This window comes from Halomonas campaniensis (assembly GCF_002211105.1).
Lineage (GTDB): Bacteria > Pseudomonadota > Gammaproteobacteria > Pseudomonadales > Halomonadaceae > Vreelandella > Vreelandella campaniensis_A.
The window spans coordinates 1-18,452 of record NZ_JPUA01000030.1; the positions used below are offsets into that span (position 1 = coordinate 1).

Genomic DNA, 18,452 nt, shown 5'->3' on the forward strand with positions numbered 1-18,452 from the left:
TCCGCCTTAACGCGGATTTTGACGTTATAGTCGATGACGCGTTTCACCGCGACGAGTACTTTCATAAGGCGTGCTCCTGGCGATTAATAATATTTAATCTTGCTTTAACCATGCTTCAATTTTGCATAGCAGAATTCTGTTTCACTTTATAACAAGGACATTAAAAAAACACCGCACAAAGGTCAAGCGCTTCCGCATTCTTACCCCCCTTTAAAAGGGTGCCCATACAAACCACGCTGCCAATAGCGGAATCGAGGCGACCAGAAATCTGCCGTTCCAGCGGTAGCCGATACGCGTGGCGGGTACACCGGTAAATCGGGACAAAATCAGCATTGATGCGGTCATAGGCGACGACATTAGCGCCAGCGCCCAGCCTACCATCAGCGATGCACCTATCAGCGCAGGCGTTAGCCCCTCAATGGCTAACTGCGGTAGCAGTCCCACCAGCAGCGTTACCGTCACGATAGGATTAACACCTACCTGGGCCAGCCCCACTACCATCAGCATCGCCAGCACGGCATTGAAGGCGCCCCACTGGTTCAACACCGTTAGTAGCGGCGCCAACTGCTGAGTGTCCACCAGCCCAACGCATAAATGCCCCAAATAGCCCGCCGCCCCTAGCACCACGATCTCATTGGCACTGGGCGAAAGCAGCCACGGCAACTGACGATGCACCGCGCTAACCGCTGCAGGCAGCCCGCCGAAGCCAAGCGTACGCCGCTGCCAGGCAAGCCAAATCAGCGCCCCCGTGGGCGCACCTAACAGCGCGGCAATGGGTAAGCGCAGTGTTAATAGCCAGGCAAGGCTAAACACCAGCGCCACAATCCCCAGCAGCAACACACTGAACTGGGCCAACGGACGTAGCGAAGGAGCAGCTACCGGGGCTTTATTGGCAGGGGGATGTGGGCCGGTGAGAAAATCTACCGCCCAGCCGGCCAGAAAAATCAGCGCAGCGGCACCCAAAATATACGGCGCAAGCTCCAGCCAAGTGACCTGGGGAAGGCTCGACAGCACTACCGCCACCCCAATGCCCATAGGAGAGATCAGCGGCGCCAGGGAAAACCCGCGCAGCAGCGCCAACATCATGCGCCGCTGGCGAGCCTCTCGTACCCAGGCGCGCCCTTGGGCCGCGACTAGGGTGTTACTCTTTTCAATCATGGCGGCAAACAGGTTAAGCACGCCGATATTGAGAATAATCCCAAACAGCGCAGAACCAAGCGATAAAATCGGGTAGCGGCGGCTAGGCGGTTGAAGCAGCATGCTTTGCCCACAGCGGCGCACCAGGCGTGAACGGTAGGCAGGCAAACGTAGCATGCTCAACGCCACCACAAAGGTAGCAAAAAACGCAAAACGTCCACTGGCTTCAAACAGCAGTTGGCCTGGGTTCGACGAGTGCCAGAGCGCTAGCAGCGACACTATCCCCGCGGCTAACAGTAACCCTTTGGCCATCCGCGTTAGCTTACCAACAAGCGTTAATAGATAGAGCGCCAGCGCGGCAATGCCGACGGCTTGCCAAAACAGGCTGCCAACCACCAGATGAAACAGCGTTGCCAAGGTGACCAGCAGTAACAGAGAAACCCGCAGGCGGGCTGGGCTCACTCAGTTGGCTCCCGGGGTTTGTTTTCTGGAAATCCCTCTGTGGATTCACTGCCACTGCGACGCCGAAAGGAGCCTTCTCCCATGGCCACTAAGCTGCCCTGCTCATCGACTATCTCACCGCTGCTCATATAGGTTTTCTGTCCGCCGCCGCGAACCGTGCCTATTGCCTTCAACACACCTTGCCGGGCAGGGCCCACAAAGGTCGTGGTTAATGAGAGTGTCATTCCTCGGCGAATATTGCCCGGCACATCGCAGTGCAAACCGGCAAGGCTTAAAGCGCTATCCAGCATTGAAGCCAATACACCACCATGAACGTTGCCGCTGCGGTTTAGGTGTTTTGGCTCAATGGTCAGTTCAACGACTACTCGGCCCTCTTCCCACTCAACGACGTGTATGCCCAGCAGTTCGTGGTAGCCCATTAACGCTTGCTGAGGTGAATGACTCATGAGCCGCTCTCCTGCTGGGCTAAATCGCGCAATCGTCCTTTAAGAATTTTGCCGCTGGCGGTGGAAGGTAGCGTATCCATCAATACAATTTGAGTAGGCCGTTTGTAAGGCGCCAACCGCTCGGCGATAAACGCCTTGAGCTCCGCCAGATCAACGTCAACGCCCGGCTCGCACTGCACAAACGCCACGACTTCTTCGTTTCCGGCGATTTGACGCCCCACTACGGCGGTAAGCGTGACCGCAGGGTGTTCGTTAATCACCGCTTCCACATCCGGCGGGTAGATATTGAAGCCGGAGCGGATAATCAGCTCTTTGCTACGCCCAACAATATAGAGTTGATCCTGGTGATCGAGCTTGGCGATATCGCCGGTATTGAGCCAACCATCGTCAGTTAGAGTGGCCCGAGTGGCTTCCGGCTGACGAAAGTAGCCTTTCATAATGTTTGGCCCGCGCACCCATAGCTCACCTACTTCATCTCCAGGCTGCTCGGTAGTTCCGCTGTCGCTAAGCGGTTCCAGGCGGTACTCAAGCAAAGGCAATACCCGGCCAACGGTGCTAGTTGCATGGCGGTCATCGATGCGGGTCTGGCTTATGGTAGGGCTGGCCTCGGTTAAACCGTAGCCGTTATGCAGCGTCAGCCCAAAGGCGGACTCTACCCGCACTTTGGTGTCGCTATCTAACGGCGAACCTCCTGCTGACATATAAATTAGCTCAGGTGCTTCCAACGGGCGCTGCTCACGTTTTAAAAACTCTAACGCCCGGGCATACATCGCCGGCACGCCCTGGAGAACGGTAATGCGCTCCTGCTTCAGCGTTGCCAGCATATGGGCGGCATCGAAGCGCGGCACGGTATACAGGCAGGCGCCGTTATAGAGCGACCCCATACATACCGAAGAGAGGCCAAACACATGAGACATGGGCAGCACGCCGTAGACCCGCTGTCCTTCGCTTAAATGACGCATGCCGCCTGAAATCGAGGCGATATAGAGAATGCCACGGTGAGTCAGCATTACCCCTTTGGGTGTTCCGGTAGTGCCTGAGGTGTAAATCATCGCCGCCACCTGTTCGGCACCGCTGGCGCAGACCGGCTCGGGTTCGCTGTCGTAGAGCGGTGAAATCGCCAGACCTCCTAGCTGAGGGTGCTGGTAGCGGTCGGCGGCATGACGCTCGGCGTGCTGGCACGCCTCTGGCGAGGCATCGCAGGTGTAGAACACGCGCCTGGGTAGGCAGTTGCCCTGAATCAGGTCAACTTCCTGTGCTGACAAGCGCGAGTTGATAATCGCTACCCAAACATCCAATTCACTGGCGGCCAGCAGCAGCACGACCAGCGCGCGGCAGTTTTCACTTACCGTCATTATACGGTCGCCGGGGCGAATCCCCATCGCAGTTAACCAACTGCAGGCTGCGTATATTTCCTGGCCAAGCTCCGCGTAGCTCCAGCGCACGCTGCCATCCACAATGGCAGGTTGTTCACCCATACGTTTGGCATTTTCAAACACGCGGGTGCTGAGACGCTCGGGAAGCTCAGCCACCAGTTCGCTGGCAAGGCGGCCAAAAATCTTCTCATCCGGCGCTTGGTAAGGTACCGACAAAGCCATTAGGACGCCTCCCGCACCATATTTCGGGCGATGACGATTTGCTGAATTTGCGTCGTGCCTTCATAAATGCGGAATAACCGCACATCACGATAGAAGCGCTCAACTGCATACTCAGACATATAGCCCGCACCGCCGTGAACCTGCACGGCGCGATCCGCTACGCGCCCCACCATCTCAGCGCAGAACAGTTTGCAGCAGGAGGCCAGGGTCGAAACATTTTCACCCTCATCTTTGCGCCGCGCGGCATCCATCACCATAGTTTTGCCTGCATAGGCTTCGGTTTTGCTATCCGCCAACATGGCTTGAATCAGCTGATGCTCGGCAAGGGCCGCGCCAAACTGCTTACGTTCCATGGTGTAGCGTAAAGACTCTTCGACCAAGCGCTCGGCCACGCCGACGCACACAGCAGAAATATGCAGCCGCCCGCGATCGAGCACCTTCATAGCGGTTTTAAAGCCTTGCCCCTCTTTTCCGCCAATAATATTTTCAGCGGGCACTCGGCAGTTGTCGAAAATAATATCGCAGGTATGGGCGCCCTTCTGGCCCATCTTGTTATCCGCAGGGCCGCGTACCAGCCCTGGAGTATTACCTTCGACGATAAAGGCTGAAATACCGCCTGCGCCTTTATTCTCTGGGTCAGTACGCGCCATCACGGTAAACAGATCGGCTTCTGGGCCGTTGGTGATATAACGCTTGGTGCCGTTCAAGATATAGTCATCGCCATCACGCACCGCCGTCGTGCGCAGACTGGCGGCGTCGGAGCCGGAATCGGGCTCGGTGAGACAGAACGAGCTAAGAATCTCGCCCGTGGCCAAGCGTGGCACATACTTGGCTTTCTGCTCATCAGTACCATCAATCAAAATACCCTGGGCGCCGATGCCATTATTGGTGCCAAACACCGAGCGAAAGGCAGGCGAGGTTTTGCCGATTTCCATTGCCACCAGCGCTTCTTCCTCCATGGTTAACCCAAGGCCGCCGTACTCCTCCGGGATTGAGAGCCCGAACAGCCCCATCTCTTTCATTTCAGCGAGAATTTCCGGAGGAACCGCATCCTCTTCTGCTAAACGTGCCTCGTTAGGAATTAAGCGCTCACGGACAAAACGGGCGATAGTATCGACAAGCTGGTTAATCAATTCGGGATCGCGAATCATGACGGCTCCTGGTGGCAACGGGTTTTATAGTTAGCGTTATCATTCGAAGTAGCGCTGGGTGTGGAAAGCGCTTTAATTTTGCATAGCAAAACTATTGTCCACTATTCTTGTCAGGCACTTTTGCATAGCCTAGGATGGCAGTCAATAATTGGAACACTATTTTGCAATGCAGAATTACAATGCTAAATATGCATTCATTTGCAGAGAGGAATTAGCGTATGGCTAGCGAATCAACATCAACACCTCCCCCCTTTACCACACTTGGCATCGTCGGCACCGGCGCCATGGGACGTGGCATCGCGCAGTTGGCTGCCCAGGCCGGTCTAGACGTCATGCTTTTCGACGTTAAAGAGGGCGCCGTACAAGAAGCGAAAGCCTTTATTAACGGCTTATGGCAGAGAAGTGTCGAAAAGCAGCGCATTAATGCAGAACAGGCGCAGCACTATAGTGAACGGTTGATTGAAGCCAGCGAGCTTGCCGCGCTCGCCCCCTGCGATATTGTAGTGGAAGCCATTGTCGAAAAGCTTGAGGCCAAGCAGGGACTGTTCAGCGATTTAGAAGGCATCGTCAGCCAGCAGGCGGTGCTAGCGACCAATACCTCTTCGCTCTCTGTCACGGCCATTGCCGCCACCTGCCAGCATCCCGAGCGGGTCATCGGCTTTCACTTCTTTAACCCCGTGCCGCTGATGAAAATTGCCGAGGTTATCCCTGGCCTGCGTACCACCGATGAGGTGACTCAGCGGGTCAGTGATCTAGGTCAAGCCATGGGCCACTTTACCGCCCAGGCCACGGATACCCCGGGGTTTCTGGTTAACCATGCAGGGCGTGCCTTCGGCACCGAAGCGCTGCGAATTTTAGGCGAAAGCGTTGCTGACCCGGCGACCATTGACCGCATTATGGTTGATCAGGGCGGGTTCAGAATGGGGCCGTTTACCCTGTTGGATCTTACCGGCCTGGATGTTTCCCACGCCGTGATGGAGTCGGTTTATCACCAGTACTATGAAGAGGCGCGTTTTCGCCCTTCACCGTTAACGCGGCAACGCCTGGCTGCGGGCTTGCTGGGGCGTAAAACCGGCGCAGGCTTTTACCGCTACGAGGAAGGCAAGCAGCAAATGCCGGATGAGCCTGCCATCGCTACTGTGTCTCCATGCCCGGTATGGATTAGCCAGGAAGACCCCGAGAGCGCCAAAGCGCTCACCGCGCTGGTAAATGCGGCGGGTTGGCCGTTAGAAACCGGCACGCAGCCAACTGAACAAGCGCTCTGCCTGCTTACCCCTTTTGGCGAAGATGCCACCAGCTGTTCACTTCGTCAGGGGCTAGATGCCAAGAGGTGTGTGGCGGTGGATATGCTCGCAGGGCTCGATAAACGCCGCAGCCTGATGGTAACGCCCATTACCCACTCCACTTTCTTTCAAGCAGCGCAAAACCTGCTCAATCATGACGGTACGCCGGTAAGCACTCTGCAGGACAGCAACGGCTTCGTTCTTCAGCGCATTATTGCCTGCATCGTCAACGTCGGTGCCGACATTGCCCAGCAAGGCGTGGCAGAACCCACGACGATCGACCGAGCGGTTGAGCTGGGTTTGGGCTATCCCTTCGGCCCATTGCGCATGGGCGACCATTACGGCGCCACGCGCATCATGACGATATTGACCAACCTGCTTGAGGCCACCGGCGACCCACGTTATCGGCCAAGCCCCTGGTTGCGCCGCCGCGCTGCGCTACAAATGTCGCTAACCGTCGCTTAATGACCCTACTAACAACAAGGAGCACCACCATGCAAGACGCCTATATTTACGACGGTTTACGCACCCCTTTTGGTCGCCACGGAGGCAGCTTAGCGGCTATTCGCCCAGATGAGCTGTTGGGGCTGACGCTTAAAACGCTGGTAGCCCGCAACCCGTTCGCACTTGAAAGCTATGAAGAGGTGCTGGCAGGCTGCACCAACCAGGCGGGGGAAGACTCCCGCAATGTGGCCCGTCACGGCGCATTGTTGGCAGGCCTGCCTATCGAAGTAGCAGGACAAACCGTTAACCGTCTTTGCGGCAGTGGCTTGGCAGCGATGATGGATGCCGCCCGGGCGGCACGGCTAGGCGAAGGTGAGCTGTTTTTAGCGGGCGGCGTTGAGTCTATGTCTCGGGCGCCCTATGTATTAGGCAAAGCGGACTCCCCCTATGCGCGCAACCAGCCGATGTACGATACGGTGATTGGCTCTCGCTTTCCCAACCCCTGGATTGCGAAGGAGTACGGCAGCCACAGCATGCCGGAAACTGCTGACAACATTGCCCACGACCTGAATATTGGCCGCGATGAAAGCGACGCCTTTGCTGCCCGCTCTCAGGCCCGCTACGCCCAAGCGCTGGCCTCAGGTTTTTACGACGGCGAGATGTTTAGCGTAGAGGTGCCCCAAGGGCGTAAACAGCCGCCACTGTTGGTGGAAAAAGACGAGCATCCCCGTCCGCAAAGCACCGAAGACAAGTTGGCCCAACTGGGCGCGCTGTTTGAGGGTGGCGTTGTCACCGCCGGCAATGCCTCGGGTTTGAATGACGGCGCCGCTGCCATGATTGTGGGTACCATGGCCGCCGGTGAACGTGTGGGCCTAGCACCGCGCGCACGCATTGTCGCCAGCGCCGTTGCCGGTGTGGCACCAAGGGTTATGGGGTTAGGGCCAGTACCCGCTTCGCAAAAGGCGTTGGCGCGTGCCGGGCTTAACCTTGAGCAGATGGATGTGATTGAAATCAACGAGGCGTTTGCCGTCCAGGTGCTTGGCTGCGTGCAGCAGTTGGGGCTCTCCGTTGATGATCCACGCTTGAACGCCAACGGTGGCGCCATCGCCATTGGTCATCCTCTGGGGGCTTCAGGAGCACGCTTGGCGCTTACGGCTCTCCGACAGCTTGAGGCGACCGGTGGGCGCTACGCGTTGGTCACCATGTGCATCGGCGTCGGTCAGGGAATTGCTACGATTATCGAGCGTCTGGACGGCTGATTTAGCGTCAAACAGCCGCTATTTCGTTGATAGGCATGAACGCTGCGTCTAAGTAGATATGCGATACTGGGCGCCATAAGCCACCGAATGTTGGGATATTGAATGCACCCCACCGACACTGATGCTGACGACCCGCAGTTGCCCGGAAAAGATCGCAACTTTGTGACTGCCCTCGCGCGCGGTTTAGAGTTGCTGCGCGCCTTTGGCGCAGGTGAAGAGTATTTAGGCAATGCTGAGCTGTCCAACCGTACGAGTATCCCTCGACCAACGGTGTCACGGTTAACCTATACCCTTACACAGTTGGGCTATCTCCAGCACAATACCCACCTGGAAAAGTACCGCCTTGGGCCAGGTGTCTTAGCCTTGGGGTATCGCTTTCTCGCTAATATGGGCATTCGCGAGATTGCTCGCCCGCATCTGCAGAAATTTGCTGATGCCACCGACTGTAACGTTAGCCTGGGCGGGGCCGACCGCAGTGACATGGTTTATTTGGAAACCTGCCACGGCCATGGCCCGCTAATCATTCGCCTGGACACGGGCTCCCGCCTACCCATTGCTACTTCTGCGATTGGTCGTGCATGGCTATGCGGCTTGTCTGACGAACGACGCCAGCAGGTACTGCAAGAGTTGGCCGAAGTCTATGGCAACGAGTGGCCGCGGTATGAAGCGGGCATACAACAGAGCTTCAAAGACTATGCGCAGTACGGTTTTTGCCTCTCTGAGCAGGATTGGCAGCGCGATATTAGCGCGGTGGCGATGCCGCTGATTTTGGAAGATGGCGCCGAGGTCATGGCGATCAATTGCGGTGGCTCCAGCCTACGTCTGGATCACGACCGTTTGGTCAATAATCTAGGTCCACGGCTTAAAGAAGTCGCTAACCAGATAAAGCGTGAGTTGGCTCCCAGATAGCGTTCTGACCGGTAGTCAGACCTTGGAAGACTTTAACTAACGCCCGTTTGAATGCATCATAGCCCTCTAAACAAGCGCATTAATAACTCATCATTACTATTAGCGCCAAGGAGAGGGGATGCCAAGCGAGTGGATTGCGCGTCAAGATCAAACGATAGCGCTACAGGGCGAGTGGACACTTGCCAATTATCGCGATATCAAATCAGCGCTTTCTCATCACACAGTCAAAACCCCAGCACGATACGAGGCTGGGGATGAGCCGTTCTCCTTAAAAGCTATCACTCGCCTCGATACGGCCGGTGCCGTACTGGTAATTGAGCTGATTGGCGTTGAGAGAGCGCAAAAAGTATCTGACTGGGCGGGTGAGCTGCCAACAGAGCAGCAGGCACTGCTTGTGCGTATTGCCGAGGCCATGGAAGCGCCGCTTGACGTCGAGCCTCCCTCTTATTCGCGCCTCAGCCAAGCGCTTGCCACGGTAGGCGTAAACATGGTGGGGCTGTGGTCTCAGCAGCGCCAGTTGCTGGCCTTTATTGGCCTGGTCATTGCTACCCTATTCCAACTGATATTCCGGCCACGTCGCTGGCGCGTTACCGCCATGGTAGCGCACGTTCAGCAGAGCGGCCTGAATGCGGTACCCATCGTCGCCCTACTGACATTTATGGTAGGTGCCGTGGTGGCGTTCCTGGGCGCGACCGTTTTGCAGGATTTCGGCGCCACGGTGTATACCATCGACCTGGTGGCGTTCTCTTTCTTACGGGAATTTGGTGTTCTGCTTGCCGCTATCCTATTAGCGGGGCGAACCGCCAGCGCCTTTACGGCGCAAATTGGCGCCATGAAATCCAATGAAGAAATCGATGCCCTACAAGCGCAGGGGCTAGACCCTATTGAGCTTTTGGTGCTGCCCAGGGTCATGGCGATGCTAATTAGCCTGCCTATGCTGGCATTTGTTGGGATGCTCAGTGGTTTGGCAGGTGGCGCCATGGTGGCTGCCCTCTCCCTGGATATTTCCCTCACTCAGTTTATTAACACGCTGCAAAAAGACGTGTCGGTGACGCACTTTTTGGTAGGACTTAGCAAAGCGCCGGTGTTTGCGTTTGTGATCGCCGTTATTGGCTGCCTGGAAGGCTTTAAGGTCAGCGGCAGCGCCCAATCCGTCGGGGCACATACCACCTCCAGCGTGGTGCAGTCGATTTTTATGGTGATTCTGATTGATGCCCTTGCCGCGCTGTTCTTTATGGAGATGGGCTGGTAATGGATGCAGAGTCAAACAAGCCAGAGTCAAATAAGCGACCAGTGATCAAGGTTCGGGGATTAGTGAACCAGTTCGGCACCCATGTGGTTCACGAAAATTTAGATCTCACCCTTGAGCGCGGTGAAATTCTTGGCATTGTGGGAGGTTCCGGCACCGGAAAATCCGTGCTTTTACGCAGTATTGTCGGTTTAAAACGCCCCAATGGCGGCACGGTTGAAGTCCTGGGCACCACCCTTAACGAGCTAAACGAGGAGGAGCGTAGCCAAATAGAGCGCCGCTTTGGGGTGCTGTTTCAGCGCGGCGCACTATTTAGCTCGCTGAACCTGCAAGAGAATATCGCTCTGCCGTTGATCGAGCATGCCAAACTACCTCGTGAAGACGCCGAGCATCTTGCCAGGGTCAAGCTTGCGCTGGTCGGGCTTCCACCGCAGGCCGCGCTGCAATTTCCCGAATCCCTATCGGGCGGCATGATTAAGCGCGCCGCCCTGGCCCGAGCCTTAGCGCTTGATCCTGACATCCTGTTTCTCGATGAGCCTACCGCGGGGCTTGACCCTATTGGCGCGGCGGCCTTCGATCAGTTGCTGGTGACCCTACGCGATGCGCTAGGGTTCAGCGTTTTTCTGGTCACCCATGATCTGGATACGCTCTATGCCGCCTGCGACCGGGTCGCCGTGCTCTCGCAGAAACACGTGCTGGTGGTCGATACCATCGACAAGGTATCAGAGACTGACGATGAATGGATCCAGGACTATTTTCACGGGCCCCGCGGCAGAGCTGCACAAGACGCTCATACCACCGCTTCAATTAATGCTAACGTCCAGGAGTGACTGCACATGGAAACACGGGCGCATCACGTTTTAATCGGCCTTTTCACGCTGGCCACTGCCGCTGGCGCGTTACTGTTTGCACTATGGATGAGTTATGCAGCCGGTGAGCGGAGCTATCAACCCTACCGTATCCTCTTTGAACGCAGCGTAAGCGGCCTATCTGTAGGTAGCAAAGTACAGTACAACGGCATTGAGGTAGGCGATGTCACCGAGCTGATTCTGAACCCGGATGATCCACGCCAAGTCATTGCCAATATCCGCGTATATGAAGACGCGCCGATTAAAACAGATACGCGTGCCAGACTCGCCTTTGCCAGTATTACTGGCAGCATGTCGGTTCAGCTTCACGGCGGCACCCCAGAAAGCCCACGCCTAGTTGATCAAACCAACGATGAAGCGCCATTTATTCAGGCCGATCCCTCCCCCATCGCCACGCTATTCGATGAGGGTGAAGAGATGATCGAGAACATCAATTCGATCCTGCAAAACGTTAACGAACTGTTTGACGATAATAACCGCGAGCAGGCAGGCAATATCCTGACCAACATTGCCCAGATTACTGAGATGATTGCCACTCAGCAGGAAGCGCTTGATAACAATATGGCCCTGTTTGGCGATGCTGCGCGTCAGGCGACCACTACCCTTACCAGCATTGATGAACTCAGCCATGAAGCCACTCAGCTGTTACGCGAGGATGGCCGAATAGTCATGCGGAGCGCTGCCGATGCGAGCCGCGATGTGGCCCGCGCCGCCCAGCGTATTGAGCAGCTCGTGGAGAGTAACGCAGGCGCCGTTGAAGGCAGCTTGCAGGGTGCCCAGGATATTGCCCCGGCGCTCTCTTCACTACGCTCCACGCTGAGCACGCTGGATCGTATTACCCGCCAGCTGGAAGAGAGCCCGACAGACTTTTTTCTGGGCCGTGATCAGGTAGAGGAGTTCCGCCCATGAGTTTACGTATTCCCGCTATTATCCTAACCAGTGCTGTGCTGCTACTCAGTGCCGGTTGTTCGATACTGCCCGAAAGTGAGCCAGCCACCCTTTACCGTTTGCCTGCGAGCGACTTACCATCTTCAACCCCCTCATCTAATAGCGCTACCCAACGCCTGGGCATTGCCAACCCTGAAGCGGGGCACTTGCTCAGTAGCAACCGCATTGTGGTCTACCCTGAGGGAAATGTTGTCAATGTATATGAGGGTGCCCGCTGGCATGAAGATGCCCCCGACCTCCTCCAGGCGCGCTTGATTGAAGGGCTACAGCAGAGCCAGCTGTTTGCTGGTGTGGGTAGTGACCGTCTGCCCCATGATCTGCTGCTACTCAGTGAACTGCGCCATTTCCAGAGCGACTATGTGACTAATCCACCCACTGTGAAGGTGCAGCTCAATGTTCAACTGGTCAGCCCTCAAAACCGGACACCGCTTGCAGCGATGAATTTCAGCATCAGCGCGCAAGCGCGCAGCGTCGATATTACCGATGTGGTGGATGCGTTTGGCAGCGCTAGCGATGAGCTTACTGTGCAGTTGGCCGACTGGTTGGCACAGCAGACTAGAGTGATAGACCGCCCTCAGCGTTAATCAATGGCGCTACTGATTAGTTAACTTCCTCACATACTCCCGCGGGTCACGGGGGTAGTAGCGCTCGGGCTGGCTTTCAAGGTGAGCGAAATAGCGCGTATCCTTATACGGCATTTTCATAAAGCCGGAGACCCCTAGGCCTTCAATTTGGCTTACCGATGCAAGAATACTCGCCAGCAACGTGCGAAATTCATGCTCCTTAGCAGGGTCAAGCAAACGGTAGTAGCTATGAATTTTAAGATGCTGCGGCAGTGCTTCAAAAATGATCATACCGGTGTGGTGAATATCGTTGAGCTGCTGCAGCACGCGCATTATCGATTCAGGCAGTACGAGTAGCTCTTCGGGGTCGGGCCCATCTTCGAAATAGCTGTGCTGGCGGGTGCGATCTTCAAGCTCCGGCACCGCGCTCAGCTCATAGTTTATTGCCATATTCGGCTCGCTAACAAAGGCGTCATCCGCTGAAGCACGCTCTAAGTGCAGTGTTTGGCGGGCATTAAACAGGCAGCTTTTAAAAACCCCTTGGCGATGAATCGCCCGAGCCAGGTGCACCATATTATTAACCGCCTCGACAAAGGCAGGCTTGAGTGTCGGATCGTGCAAATTTAACGACGAATCGATATACACCCCTTCCCGCTCCCAGCGAACCGCCAAGCCGCCTACCACAGGATATTTCCCCAGTCGGCTCACCGATGCCAAAAAGGCCTTTTCGGTCTCCCCCATCCCCTGCATAAACTGCTTGTAGTAGCGGTCAAGCTGTACATCGTTAACGTCATTGAGGGTTTCCTGTGCATTTGCTTCGCGTAGAAAAGCTTTACGCGAGCTATACACCACGGTATCGATCTCTTGATGCGCAGGACGTACCCATACTGGCACCAGCGGCACATTGAGCGCTGCTGGCAGATCGATCATCACAACCCTGGCCATGCGTGGCATGTTATTTAAAAAGTAGTCGCCCGCTTTGCGCCGCACCTGAGGGTCTGGATCGAGCATGCCATCCAGGGTGCGGGCAAACTCCATGGGCAAGCCCAGCGAACTGGCGGGAATCGCCCGATGGCCAAAGCGACACGACTGCGCCGACGCCAGCGCATACAGGGTTCCCGCCGCTCCCTGCTCATCGAACCTCGGCGATGAGAGTGCGCCGTTTAACTGCTCTTCGCCAATAAAGTAAACATCGCCCAGGCGGGCATTGGTTTGCTGTAGGTTATCGGACATTAGCTCCATTACGTTGGCACCCACAAACTGCAGTTGGGCGTCTAGCTGAGCAAAGACCGATGAGCCCCAGTCAATTAGCGCAATGGATTCATGCTCGGCATCAAACACCAAGTTGGAGGGTTTGATATCGCCATGCACCACCGGTCGCGCCTGGTGGCCAGTCTCACGGCGCAGAGCCATCAGGATATCGGCGAGCTGCGCCGCCATGCGCACAATCAGGCGTGGAGAGAGTCGCCCCTGCTTGAGCGATACCTGCTCTAAATTCCAGCCGGGTGCACGCTCCATGACCAGGATCGACTGCCCTCGGGAGCGCTGGTAGGCAATGAGACCGGGAATACGTGGATGGGAGACCTGTTCAAGCATGAACGCCTCCTCTTCGAGGCGCTCCTGCAGATGGGTGGGTAAGGTGATGCGTGAGAACTTAAACACGTAGTGGGCGGTTGCGCCCTTGTGGGTGGTACGACCGGCAAACACAAAACCGTAGGCGCCCTTGCCAATTAACTCGATGTCTTGATAGCCCAACTGGGTGAGCTGCGCCTGACACAGCGCCACCCAGTCTTTAAGCTTGCGGGCATCGTGATGGCTCAGCAGATAGACCGACTGCTCTTCGGGTATATAGAACTGCTGAAGCGTTGCCTGATACATTGGTTTATACCAACAAATGCTTATAACAACACGGGCTTATACCAACACTGTTTTAAACCCATACTTATTCACGCCAAGTGAAGCAGCATGGTTTCTGGGGCTTCCAGAAAGCCCTTCCAGGCATTACAGAAGCGCGCAATGGTACCGCCATCGATAAAGCGGTGATCCCCCGCCCAAGTGATGGTCATAATCGCCCGACGCTGCACCGCACCCTGCTCATCAAAGCGCGGTAACCATTGGGTTTTACCAATTGCCACTATCGCAGCTTCCGGGGCGTTAATAATCGGTGCGGCGTAGGTGCCTCCCAGCGCACCGATATTGGAAATACTAATAGTCCCGCCTTTTAAATCAGCCTGATCAACCCGCCCCTCCCGCGCTGAGGTGGTTAGCCGGCCGACTTCCTGGGCAATTTCCAGCAGGGTTAAGCGCTCAACGTTTTTCACATTGGGCACCATCAGGCCCGCTTTGCTATCCACCGCCATACCAATATTGCACTGAGGGTAATAGTGCAGCTCATCCCCAGCCGCATTAAGCTGGGCATTAACGATAGGCTCTTCGGCCACCGCCAGCGCCATGGCTTTCATAAAGAACGGCATGAGGGTTAGCCGCTCTCCCTGGGCCTCGGCCAACGGCTTTAATCGCTCTCGAAGCGCCAGCAGTGCAGTAACGTCGATCTCTTCGCCGTAGTGAAAATGGGGAATGGTGCTGGCTGCCTCGACCATGCGCTTGGCCATCACCGCCCGTACGCCACGCAGTGGCTCCACCCTGGGCGCCTGGGTTTCAGCCTGGTTTTTAGCAGTTCGGTTTTTTACAACGGTCTGGCTCGATGAGGCTGCAGCTGGGGATGCTTGGTCAAGATGCGCCAGCACGTCCTCTTTAAGCACCCGCCCATCCTTGCCGCTGCCCGCGATCTCCGTGAGCTGTAGAGAGTGTTCACGCACCAGGCGCCTAACGGCGGGGCTGGCGGGAACCTTGCCATATAGGGGGCCAGCCCCCGGTGCGCCTTTAGCAGTGGGCGGTTCTGCCGCTGTCTCATTCAGCTTTTCACGGGCGGCCGGTTGTATAGCTTCTGGCTCGGCCTCGCTCTGATGGCTGCTAACGTGTTGACTGGCTTGGTCGCCGGCCGGGCTCCCCCCCTCCACTTGATAGGCAAAGAGCGGCGCATGCACCTTGGCAATTTGGCCCTGGGCCACATAGAGCTTGGTCACGACACCGGCTTCGGGGGCGGTAATCTCCACCAGCGCCTTGTCGGTCATGACTTCAACGATAGGCTGGTCTTCTTCAATTTGATCGCCTTCCGCGACGCGCCATTCGACCACTTCGCACTCGACGATACCTTCGCCAATATCAGGCAGTAAAAAATCGCTCATTGTTGTTCTCCTGGCGCTAAAAGTTGACGCTTTCGCGAATCGCTTCAAAAATCTTCAGATGATCAGGCAGATACTCTTTTTCCAGCACCAGCGGAAAAGGCGTATCCAGACCCGTCACCCGTGCAATGGGCGATTCCAGGTAGAGAAAACAACGCTCTTGAATAGTGGCAGCAATTTCACCGGCAAAGCCACCGGTTAATGGCGCTTCATGGCTTACCACGAGCCGGCCGGTTTTTAGCACCGATTCAGCGACCGTATCCGCGTCCCAGGGCAGCAGTGAGCGCAAGTCGATCACTTCACAGGCGATACCCTGCTCTTCGGCTAGCTCAACTGCTTTGCCAATCACCTCCATCTGCGCGCCCCAGCCTACTACGGTAATATCGGTACCCTCTTTGGTGATGTCGGCTTCGCCAATGGGTAGCTGGTAATCCTCTTCGGGCACCTCACCTACGGCAGCGCGGTAGAGGCGTTTCGGCTCCAGAAACAGCACCGGATCCGGATCGCGAATCGCGGCCAGCAGCAGTCCTTTGGCCTGATAAGGGTTGCGTGGCACCACCACTTTGAGACCAGGAGTATGGGTAAAATAGGCTTCCGGCGATTGTGAGTGATAGAGGCCGCCCGCAATGCCGCCGCCGTAAGGGGTTCGAATAGTCAGCCCGCTCACGTTAAACAGATCGCCGGAGCGGTAGCGGAACTTGGCTGTTTCGTTAACGATCTGATCAAACGCCGGAAAGATATAGTCGGCAAATTGAATTTCCGCGACAGGCACCGAGCCTTGAGCCGCTAAACCATTGGCAAAGCCGATAATGCCTTGTTCAACCAGCGGTGTATTAAAACAGCGTGCTTTGCCGTACTTCTCCTGCAGGTGGCTGGTGGCCCGAAATACGCCGCCAAAAATCCCCACGTCTTCACCAAAGCAGATGACTTTTTCATCCTCAGCCATGGCGATATCCAGGGCATTATTAATCGCCTGGAGCATGTTCATGGTGGCCATATTACGCCTCCCCCTGAGTATCAGTCTCGGTGCCCACGTCTAAGTCCAGCGACGTTGCCCCACGGGGGTAGGCATCCGGGTAGCGACGTATATGGCGCTTTAATTGATCAAATTGACGCTGCAGTGCGGGGGTAACATCGGCATACACATCGCTGATCAGGCTTTCCAGTGGCGGCGATGAGCGCTTCTCAGCCCGTTTCATGGTTTCCAACACTTCACGACGCAGAGTTTCCTGCTGAGTTGTCTCCTCCTCTTCGCTCCACCACTGCTTCTTCAACAGCCACTTTTGCAGCCGCAGCAGCGGGTCTTTGGCGCGCCACACCTCCTCTTCATCTTTTGACCGGTAGCCAGAGGGGTCGTCAGAAGAGGAGTGGGCTGCAAGGCGATAGCTCATGGCCTCGATCAACACCGGCTGATTTTGCTCAACGGCAATCTTGCGTGCCTGCCGCGTCGCTTCATAGACCGCCAGGACATCGTTGCCATCGACCCGGATGACGTGCATGTGGTAGCCAAAGGCACGCGGAGCGATACCGTCGGCAGCAAACTGCTCGACGGCAGGCGTGGAAATGGCATAGCCATTGTTTCGGCAGAAGAAAATCACCGGCACCTGATGCACTGAGGCCATATTCAGCGCGGCGTGGAAATCACCCTCTGAGGCAGCGCCTTCACCAAAAAACGTTAACGTGCAGTGACCGTTACCCGCCAATTTTTGACCGTAAGCGTAGCCTGTGGCCTGAGGAATCTGAGTCGCTAAGGGAGACGATATAGTCATGTAGTGCAACTTGCGCGACCCATAGTGAATCGGCATTTGGCGGCCTTTGCCGTAGTCCAGCTCGTTGCCGAACAGCTGATTCATAAATTCGTCGATGGAGAAGCCGCGATACATTAAAGCGCCCTGCTCGCGGTACTGCGCCATAATCATATCGGCGTCATTGAGCGCAGCGGTGGCGCCCACTACGGCGGCCTCTTCCCCGGTACACTGCATATAGAAGCTCAGCCGCCCCTGGCGCTGAGCCGCCATCATGCGTTCATCGAGAATACGGGTGGCCAGCATTGCCTGATAGATACGCCGGGCATGATCACGCTCCAGCATGGGCTCATCAGCGCCGCTATGCAGCTCACCTTCCGGGTTAAGCAGACTGAAGGTGGGAATCGAAAATTCGTCGCCGGTCATGAACTCCGGCTGGTGTACGTACTGTGTCATCATTATTGTCCTTGTTTTACCCCTTTTGAGGGCAGTGTTGTTGGTATTGACCGTTTATGCCAGTGGATTTATCTGCCATAGGCCAACGCAACATCAAGCTACTACAACACTTGGGACAGTACATCAGCACAAGAACTTTAGGGATGCTACTTAAGGTGCAGAGAGAGGTTAAGGCGCAGAGAGGCGGGACCGTAGTTGACGCTGCAGCAGTTCGAACAGGCTATCAATCGTTAGAGCCAACAAGGCGATGGTCAGCGCCCCTTGAACCACATAGGCCATATTGCCGTTCACGATGCCGGAGATAATCGGGTCACCCAGGTTGCTAGCCCCCACGGTGGCGCCGAGCGCGGCGGTGGCAATATTAATGGTTACCGAAGTGCGAATGCCCGCCAAAATGACCGGTGCCGCCAATGGCAGCTCGACTTGCCACAGGATTTGCGTTGGTGTCATGCCCATCGCATGGGCAGCCGTTTTAATATCACCTTCGACACCCTGCAAACCCGCGAGGGTATTGCGCACGATCGGCAGTAGCCCGTAGAGCATTAAAGCGACAATAATCGGCAAAGTACCAAACCCTAGTACGGGCACCGCCAGCGCCAGCACGGCCACCGGGGGAAACGTTTGTCCCAGCGATGCCAACTGGGCCACCAGGGGTAGAAAGTCACTGCCCCATCGGCGGGGGGCGGGG

The 18,452-nt window shown here is 56.2% G+C and carries 16 protein-coding genes; 7 read left to right on the forward strand and 9 right to left on the reverse strand.

What is annotated here, in order from left to right:
• Nucleotides 1–210: 210 nt before the first annotated feature.
• From JI62_RS11210 to JI62_RS11225, 4 genes are read right to left on the reverse strand one after another with little or no spacing between them, the layout of a single operon-like run.
• Complete coding sequence (locus tag JI62_RS11210) at nt 211–1,599, reverse strand: hypothetical protein (RefSeq protein ID WP_088700245.1); 1,389 nt, start codon at nt 1,597–1,599, stop codon at nt 211–213.
• Nucleotides 1,596–2,045, reverse strand: a complete 450-nt coding sequence (locus tag JI62_RS11215) for a PaaI family thioesterase (protein WP_088700246.1) — start codon at nt 2,043–2,045, stop codon at nt 1,596–1,598. Before JI62_RS11215 ends, JI62_RS11210 begins: the two co-directional genes overlap by 4 nt.
• A complete protein-coding gene (locus tag JI62_RS11220; protein ID WP_088700247.1) occupies nt 2,042–3,643 on the reverse strand; it encodes a class I adenylate-forming enzyme family protein in 1,602 nt (533 codons plus the stop codon). The genes JI62_RS11215 and JI62_RS11220 overlap by 4 nt, the downstream gene beginning before the upstream one ends.
• The gene (locus tag JI62_RS11225) at nt 3,643–4,794 is read right to left on the reverse strand and encodes an acyl-CoA dehydrogenase family protein (protein ID WP_088700248.1); all 1,152 of its coding nucleotides are present in this window, start codon (nt 4,792–4,794) and stop codon (nt 3,643–3,645) included. The genes JI62_RS11220 and JI62_RS11225 overlap by 1 nt, the downstream gene beginning before the upstream one ends.
• Before the next feature lie 218 nt (nt 4,795–5,012).
• Between JI62_RS11225 and JI62_RS11230 the strand changes: the two genes are divergently transcribed.
• The 7 genes from JI62_RS11230 to JI62_RS11260 all read left to right on the forward strand — a co-directional run bounded on the left by JI62_RS11230 (nt 5,013) and on the right by JI62_RS11260 (nt 12,339).
• Nucleotides 5,013–6,542 (forward strand): 3-hydroxyacyl-CoA dehydrogenase, encoded by a 1,530-nt coding sequence (locus tag JI62_RS11230; protein ID WP_088700249.1) that lies wholly within the window; start codon nt 5,013–5,015, stop codon nt 6,540–6,542.
• A 29-nt stretch (nt 6,543–6,571) separates the two neighbouring features.
• Nucleotides 6,572–7,780 (forward strand): 3-oxoadipyl-CoA thiolase, encoded by a 1,209-nt coding sequence (locus JI62_RS11235; RefSeq protein WP_088700250.1) that lies wholly within the window; start codon nt 6,572–6,574, stop codon nt 7,778–7,780.
• 102 nt (nt 7,781–7,882) lie between these two features.
• Nucleotides 7,883–8,689: an IclR family transcriptional regulator gene (locus JI62_RS11240; RefSeq protein ID WP_088700251.1), complete on the forward strand. Its 807-nt coding sequence runs from the start codon at nt 7,883–7,885 to the stop codon at nt 8,687–8,689.
• A gap of 118 nt (nt 8,690–8,807) precedes the next feature.
• A complete protein-coding gene (locus tag JI62_RS11245; RefSeq protein WP_088700252.1) occupies nt 8,808–9,941 on the forward strand; it encodes an MlaE family ABC transporter permease in 1,134 nt (377 codons plus the stop codon).
• On the forward strand, nt 9,941–10,768 hold the full coding sequence (locus JI62_RS11250; RefSeq protein ID WP_088700253.1) for an ABC transporter ATP-binding protein: 828 nt from the start codon (nt 9,941–9,943) through the stop codon (nt 10,766–10,768). The genes JI62_RS11245 and JI62_RS11250 overlap by 1 nt, the downstream gene beginning before the upstream one ends.
• 6 nt (nt 10,769–10,774) lie before the next feature.
• On the forward strand, nt 10,775–11,716 hold the full coding sequence (locus JI62_RS11255) for an MlaD family protein (RefSeq protein WP_088700254.1): 942 nt from the start codon (nt 10,775–10,777) through the stop codon (nt 11,714–11,716).
• Nucleotides 11,713–12,339, forward strand: a complete 627-nt coding sequence (locus tag JI62_RS11260; RefSeq protein WP_088700255.1) for an ABC-type transport auxiliary lipoprotein family protein — start codon at nt 11,713–11,715, stop codon at nt 12,337–12,339. Before JI62_RS11255 ends, JI62_RS11260 begins: the two co-directional genes overlap by 4 nt.
• A gap of 9 nt (nt 12,340–12,348) precedes the next feature.
• Here JI62_RS11260 and JI62_RS11265 read toward each other — a convergent pair whose 3' ends face one another.
• The 5 genes from JI62_RS11265 to JI62_RS11285 form a co-directional block, all read right to left on the reverse strand.
• Nucleotides 12,349–14,196 carry a protein kinase domain-containing protein gene (locus tag JI62_RS11265; RefSeq protein ID WP_088700256.1) on the reverse strand — a complete coding sequence of 616 codons (1,848 nt, stop codon included), beginning with the start codon at nt 14,194–14,196 and terminating at the stop codon, nt 12,349–12,351.
• 68 nt (nt 14,197–14,264) lie between these two features.
• A complete protein-coding gene (locus JI62_RS11270) occupies nt 14,265–15,566 on the reverse strand; it encodes a 2-oxo acid dehydrogenase subunit E2 (protein ID WP_088700257.1) in 1,302 nt (433 codons plus the stop codon).
• 16 nt (nt 15,567–15,582) lie between these two features.
• The gene (locus tag JI62_RS11275) at nt 15,583–16,560 is read right to left on the reverse strand and encodes an alpha-ketoacid dehydrogenase subunit beta (protein ID WP_088700258.1); all 978 of its coding nucleotides are present in this window, start codon (nt 16,558–16,560) and stop codon (nt 15,583–15,585) included.
• A gap of 1 nt (nt 16,561) precedes the next feature.
• Nucleotides 16,562–17,764: a thiamine pyrophosphate-dependent dehydrogenase E1 component subunit alpha gene (locus JI62_RS11280; protein WP_088700259.1), complete on the reverse strand. Its 1,203-nt coding sequence runs from the start codon at nt 17,762–17,764 to the stop codon at nt 16,562–16,564.
• 168 nt (nt 17,765–17,932) lie between these two features.
• The coding region (locus JI62_RS11285; RefSeq protein ID WP_141101320.1) for an ABC transporter permease at nt 17,933–18,452 on the reverse strand (520 nt) is incomplete at its 5' end.

Excerpts from the sequence above, each read along its gene's own strand:
- JI62_RS11255 (WP_088700254.1), top strand. The coding sequence starts at position 10,775 with ATGGAAACACGGGCGCATCACGTTTTAATCGGCCTTTTCACGCTGGCC.
- JI62_RS11225 (WP_088700248.1), bottom strand. The coding sequence starts at position 4,794 with ATGATTCGCGATCCCGAATTGATTAACCAGCTTGTCGATACTATCGCC.
- JI62_RS11270 (WP_088700257.1), bottom strand. The coding sequence starts at position 15,566 with ATGAGCGATTTTTTACTGCCTGATATTGGCGAAGGTATCGTCGAGTGC.
- JI62_RS11275 (WP_088700258.1), bottom strand. The coding sequence starts at position 16,560 with ATGGCCACCATGAACATGCTCCAGGCGATTAATAATGCCCTGGATATC.
- JI62_RS11260 (WP_088700255.1), top strand. The coding sequence starts at position 11,713 with ATGAGTTTACGTATTCCCGCTATTATCCTAACCAGTGCTGTGCTGCTA.
- JI62_RS11240 (WP_088700251.1), top strand. The coding sequence starts at position 7,883 with ATGCACCCCACCGACACTGATGCTGACGACCCGCAGTTGCCCGGAAAA.
- JI62_RS11230 (WP_088700249.1), top strand. The coding sequence starts at position 5,013 with ATGGCTAGCGAATCAACATCAACACCTCCCCCCTTTACCACACTTGGC.
- JI62_RS11245 (WP_088700252.1), top strand. The coding sequence starts at position 8,808 with ATGCCAAGCGAGTGGATTGCGCGTCAAGATCAAACGATAGCGCTACAG.
- JI62_RS11265 (WP_088700256.1), bottom strand. The coding sequence starts at position 14,196 with ATGTATCAGGCAACGCTTCAGCAGTTCTATATACCCGAAGAGCAGTCG.
- JI62_RS11235 (WP_088700250.1), top strand. The coding sequence starts at position 6,572 with ATGCAAGACGCCTATATTTACGACGGTTTACGCACCCCTTTTGGTCGC.
- JI62_RS11250 (WP_088700253.1), top strand. The coding sequence starts at position 9,941 with ATGGATGCAGAGTCAAACAAGCCAGAGTCAAATAAGCGACCAGTGATC.
- JI62_RS11220 (WP_088700247.1), bottom strand. The coding sequence starts at position 3,643 with ATGGCTTTGTCGGTACCTTACCAAGCGCCGGATGAGAAGATTTTTGGC.
- JI62_RS11215 (WP_088700246.1), bottom strand. The coding sequence starts at position 2,045 with ATGAGTCATTCACCTCAGCAAGCGTTAATGGGCTACCACGAACTGCTG.
- JI62_RS11280 (WP_088700259.1), bottom strand. The coding sequence starts at position 17,764 with ATGACACAGTACGTACACCAGCCGGAGTTCATGACCGGCGACGAATTT.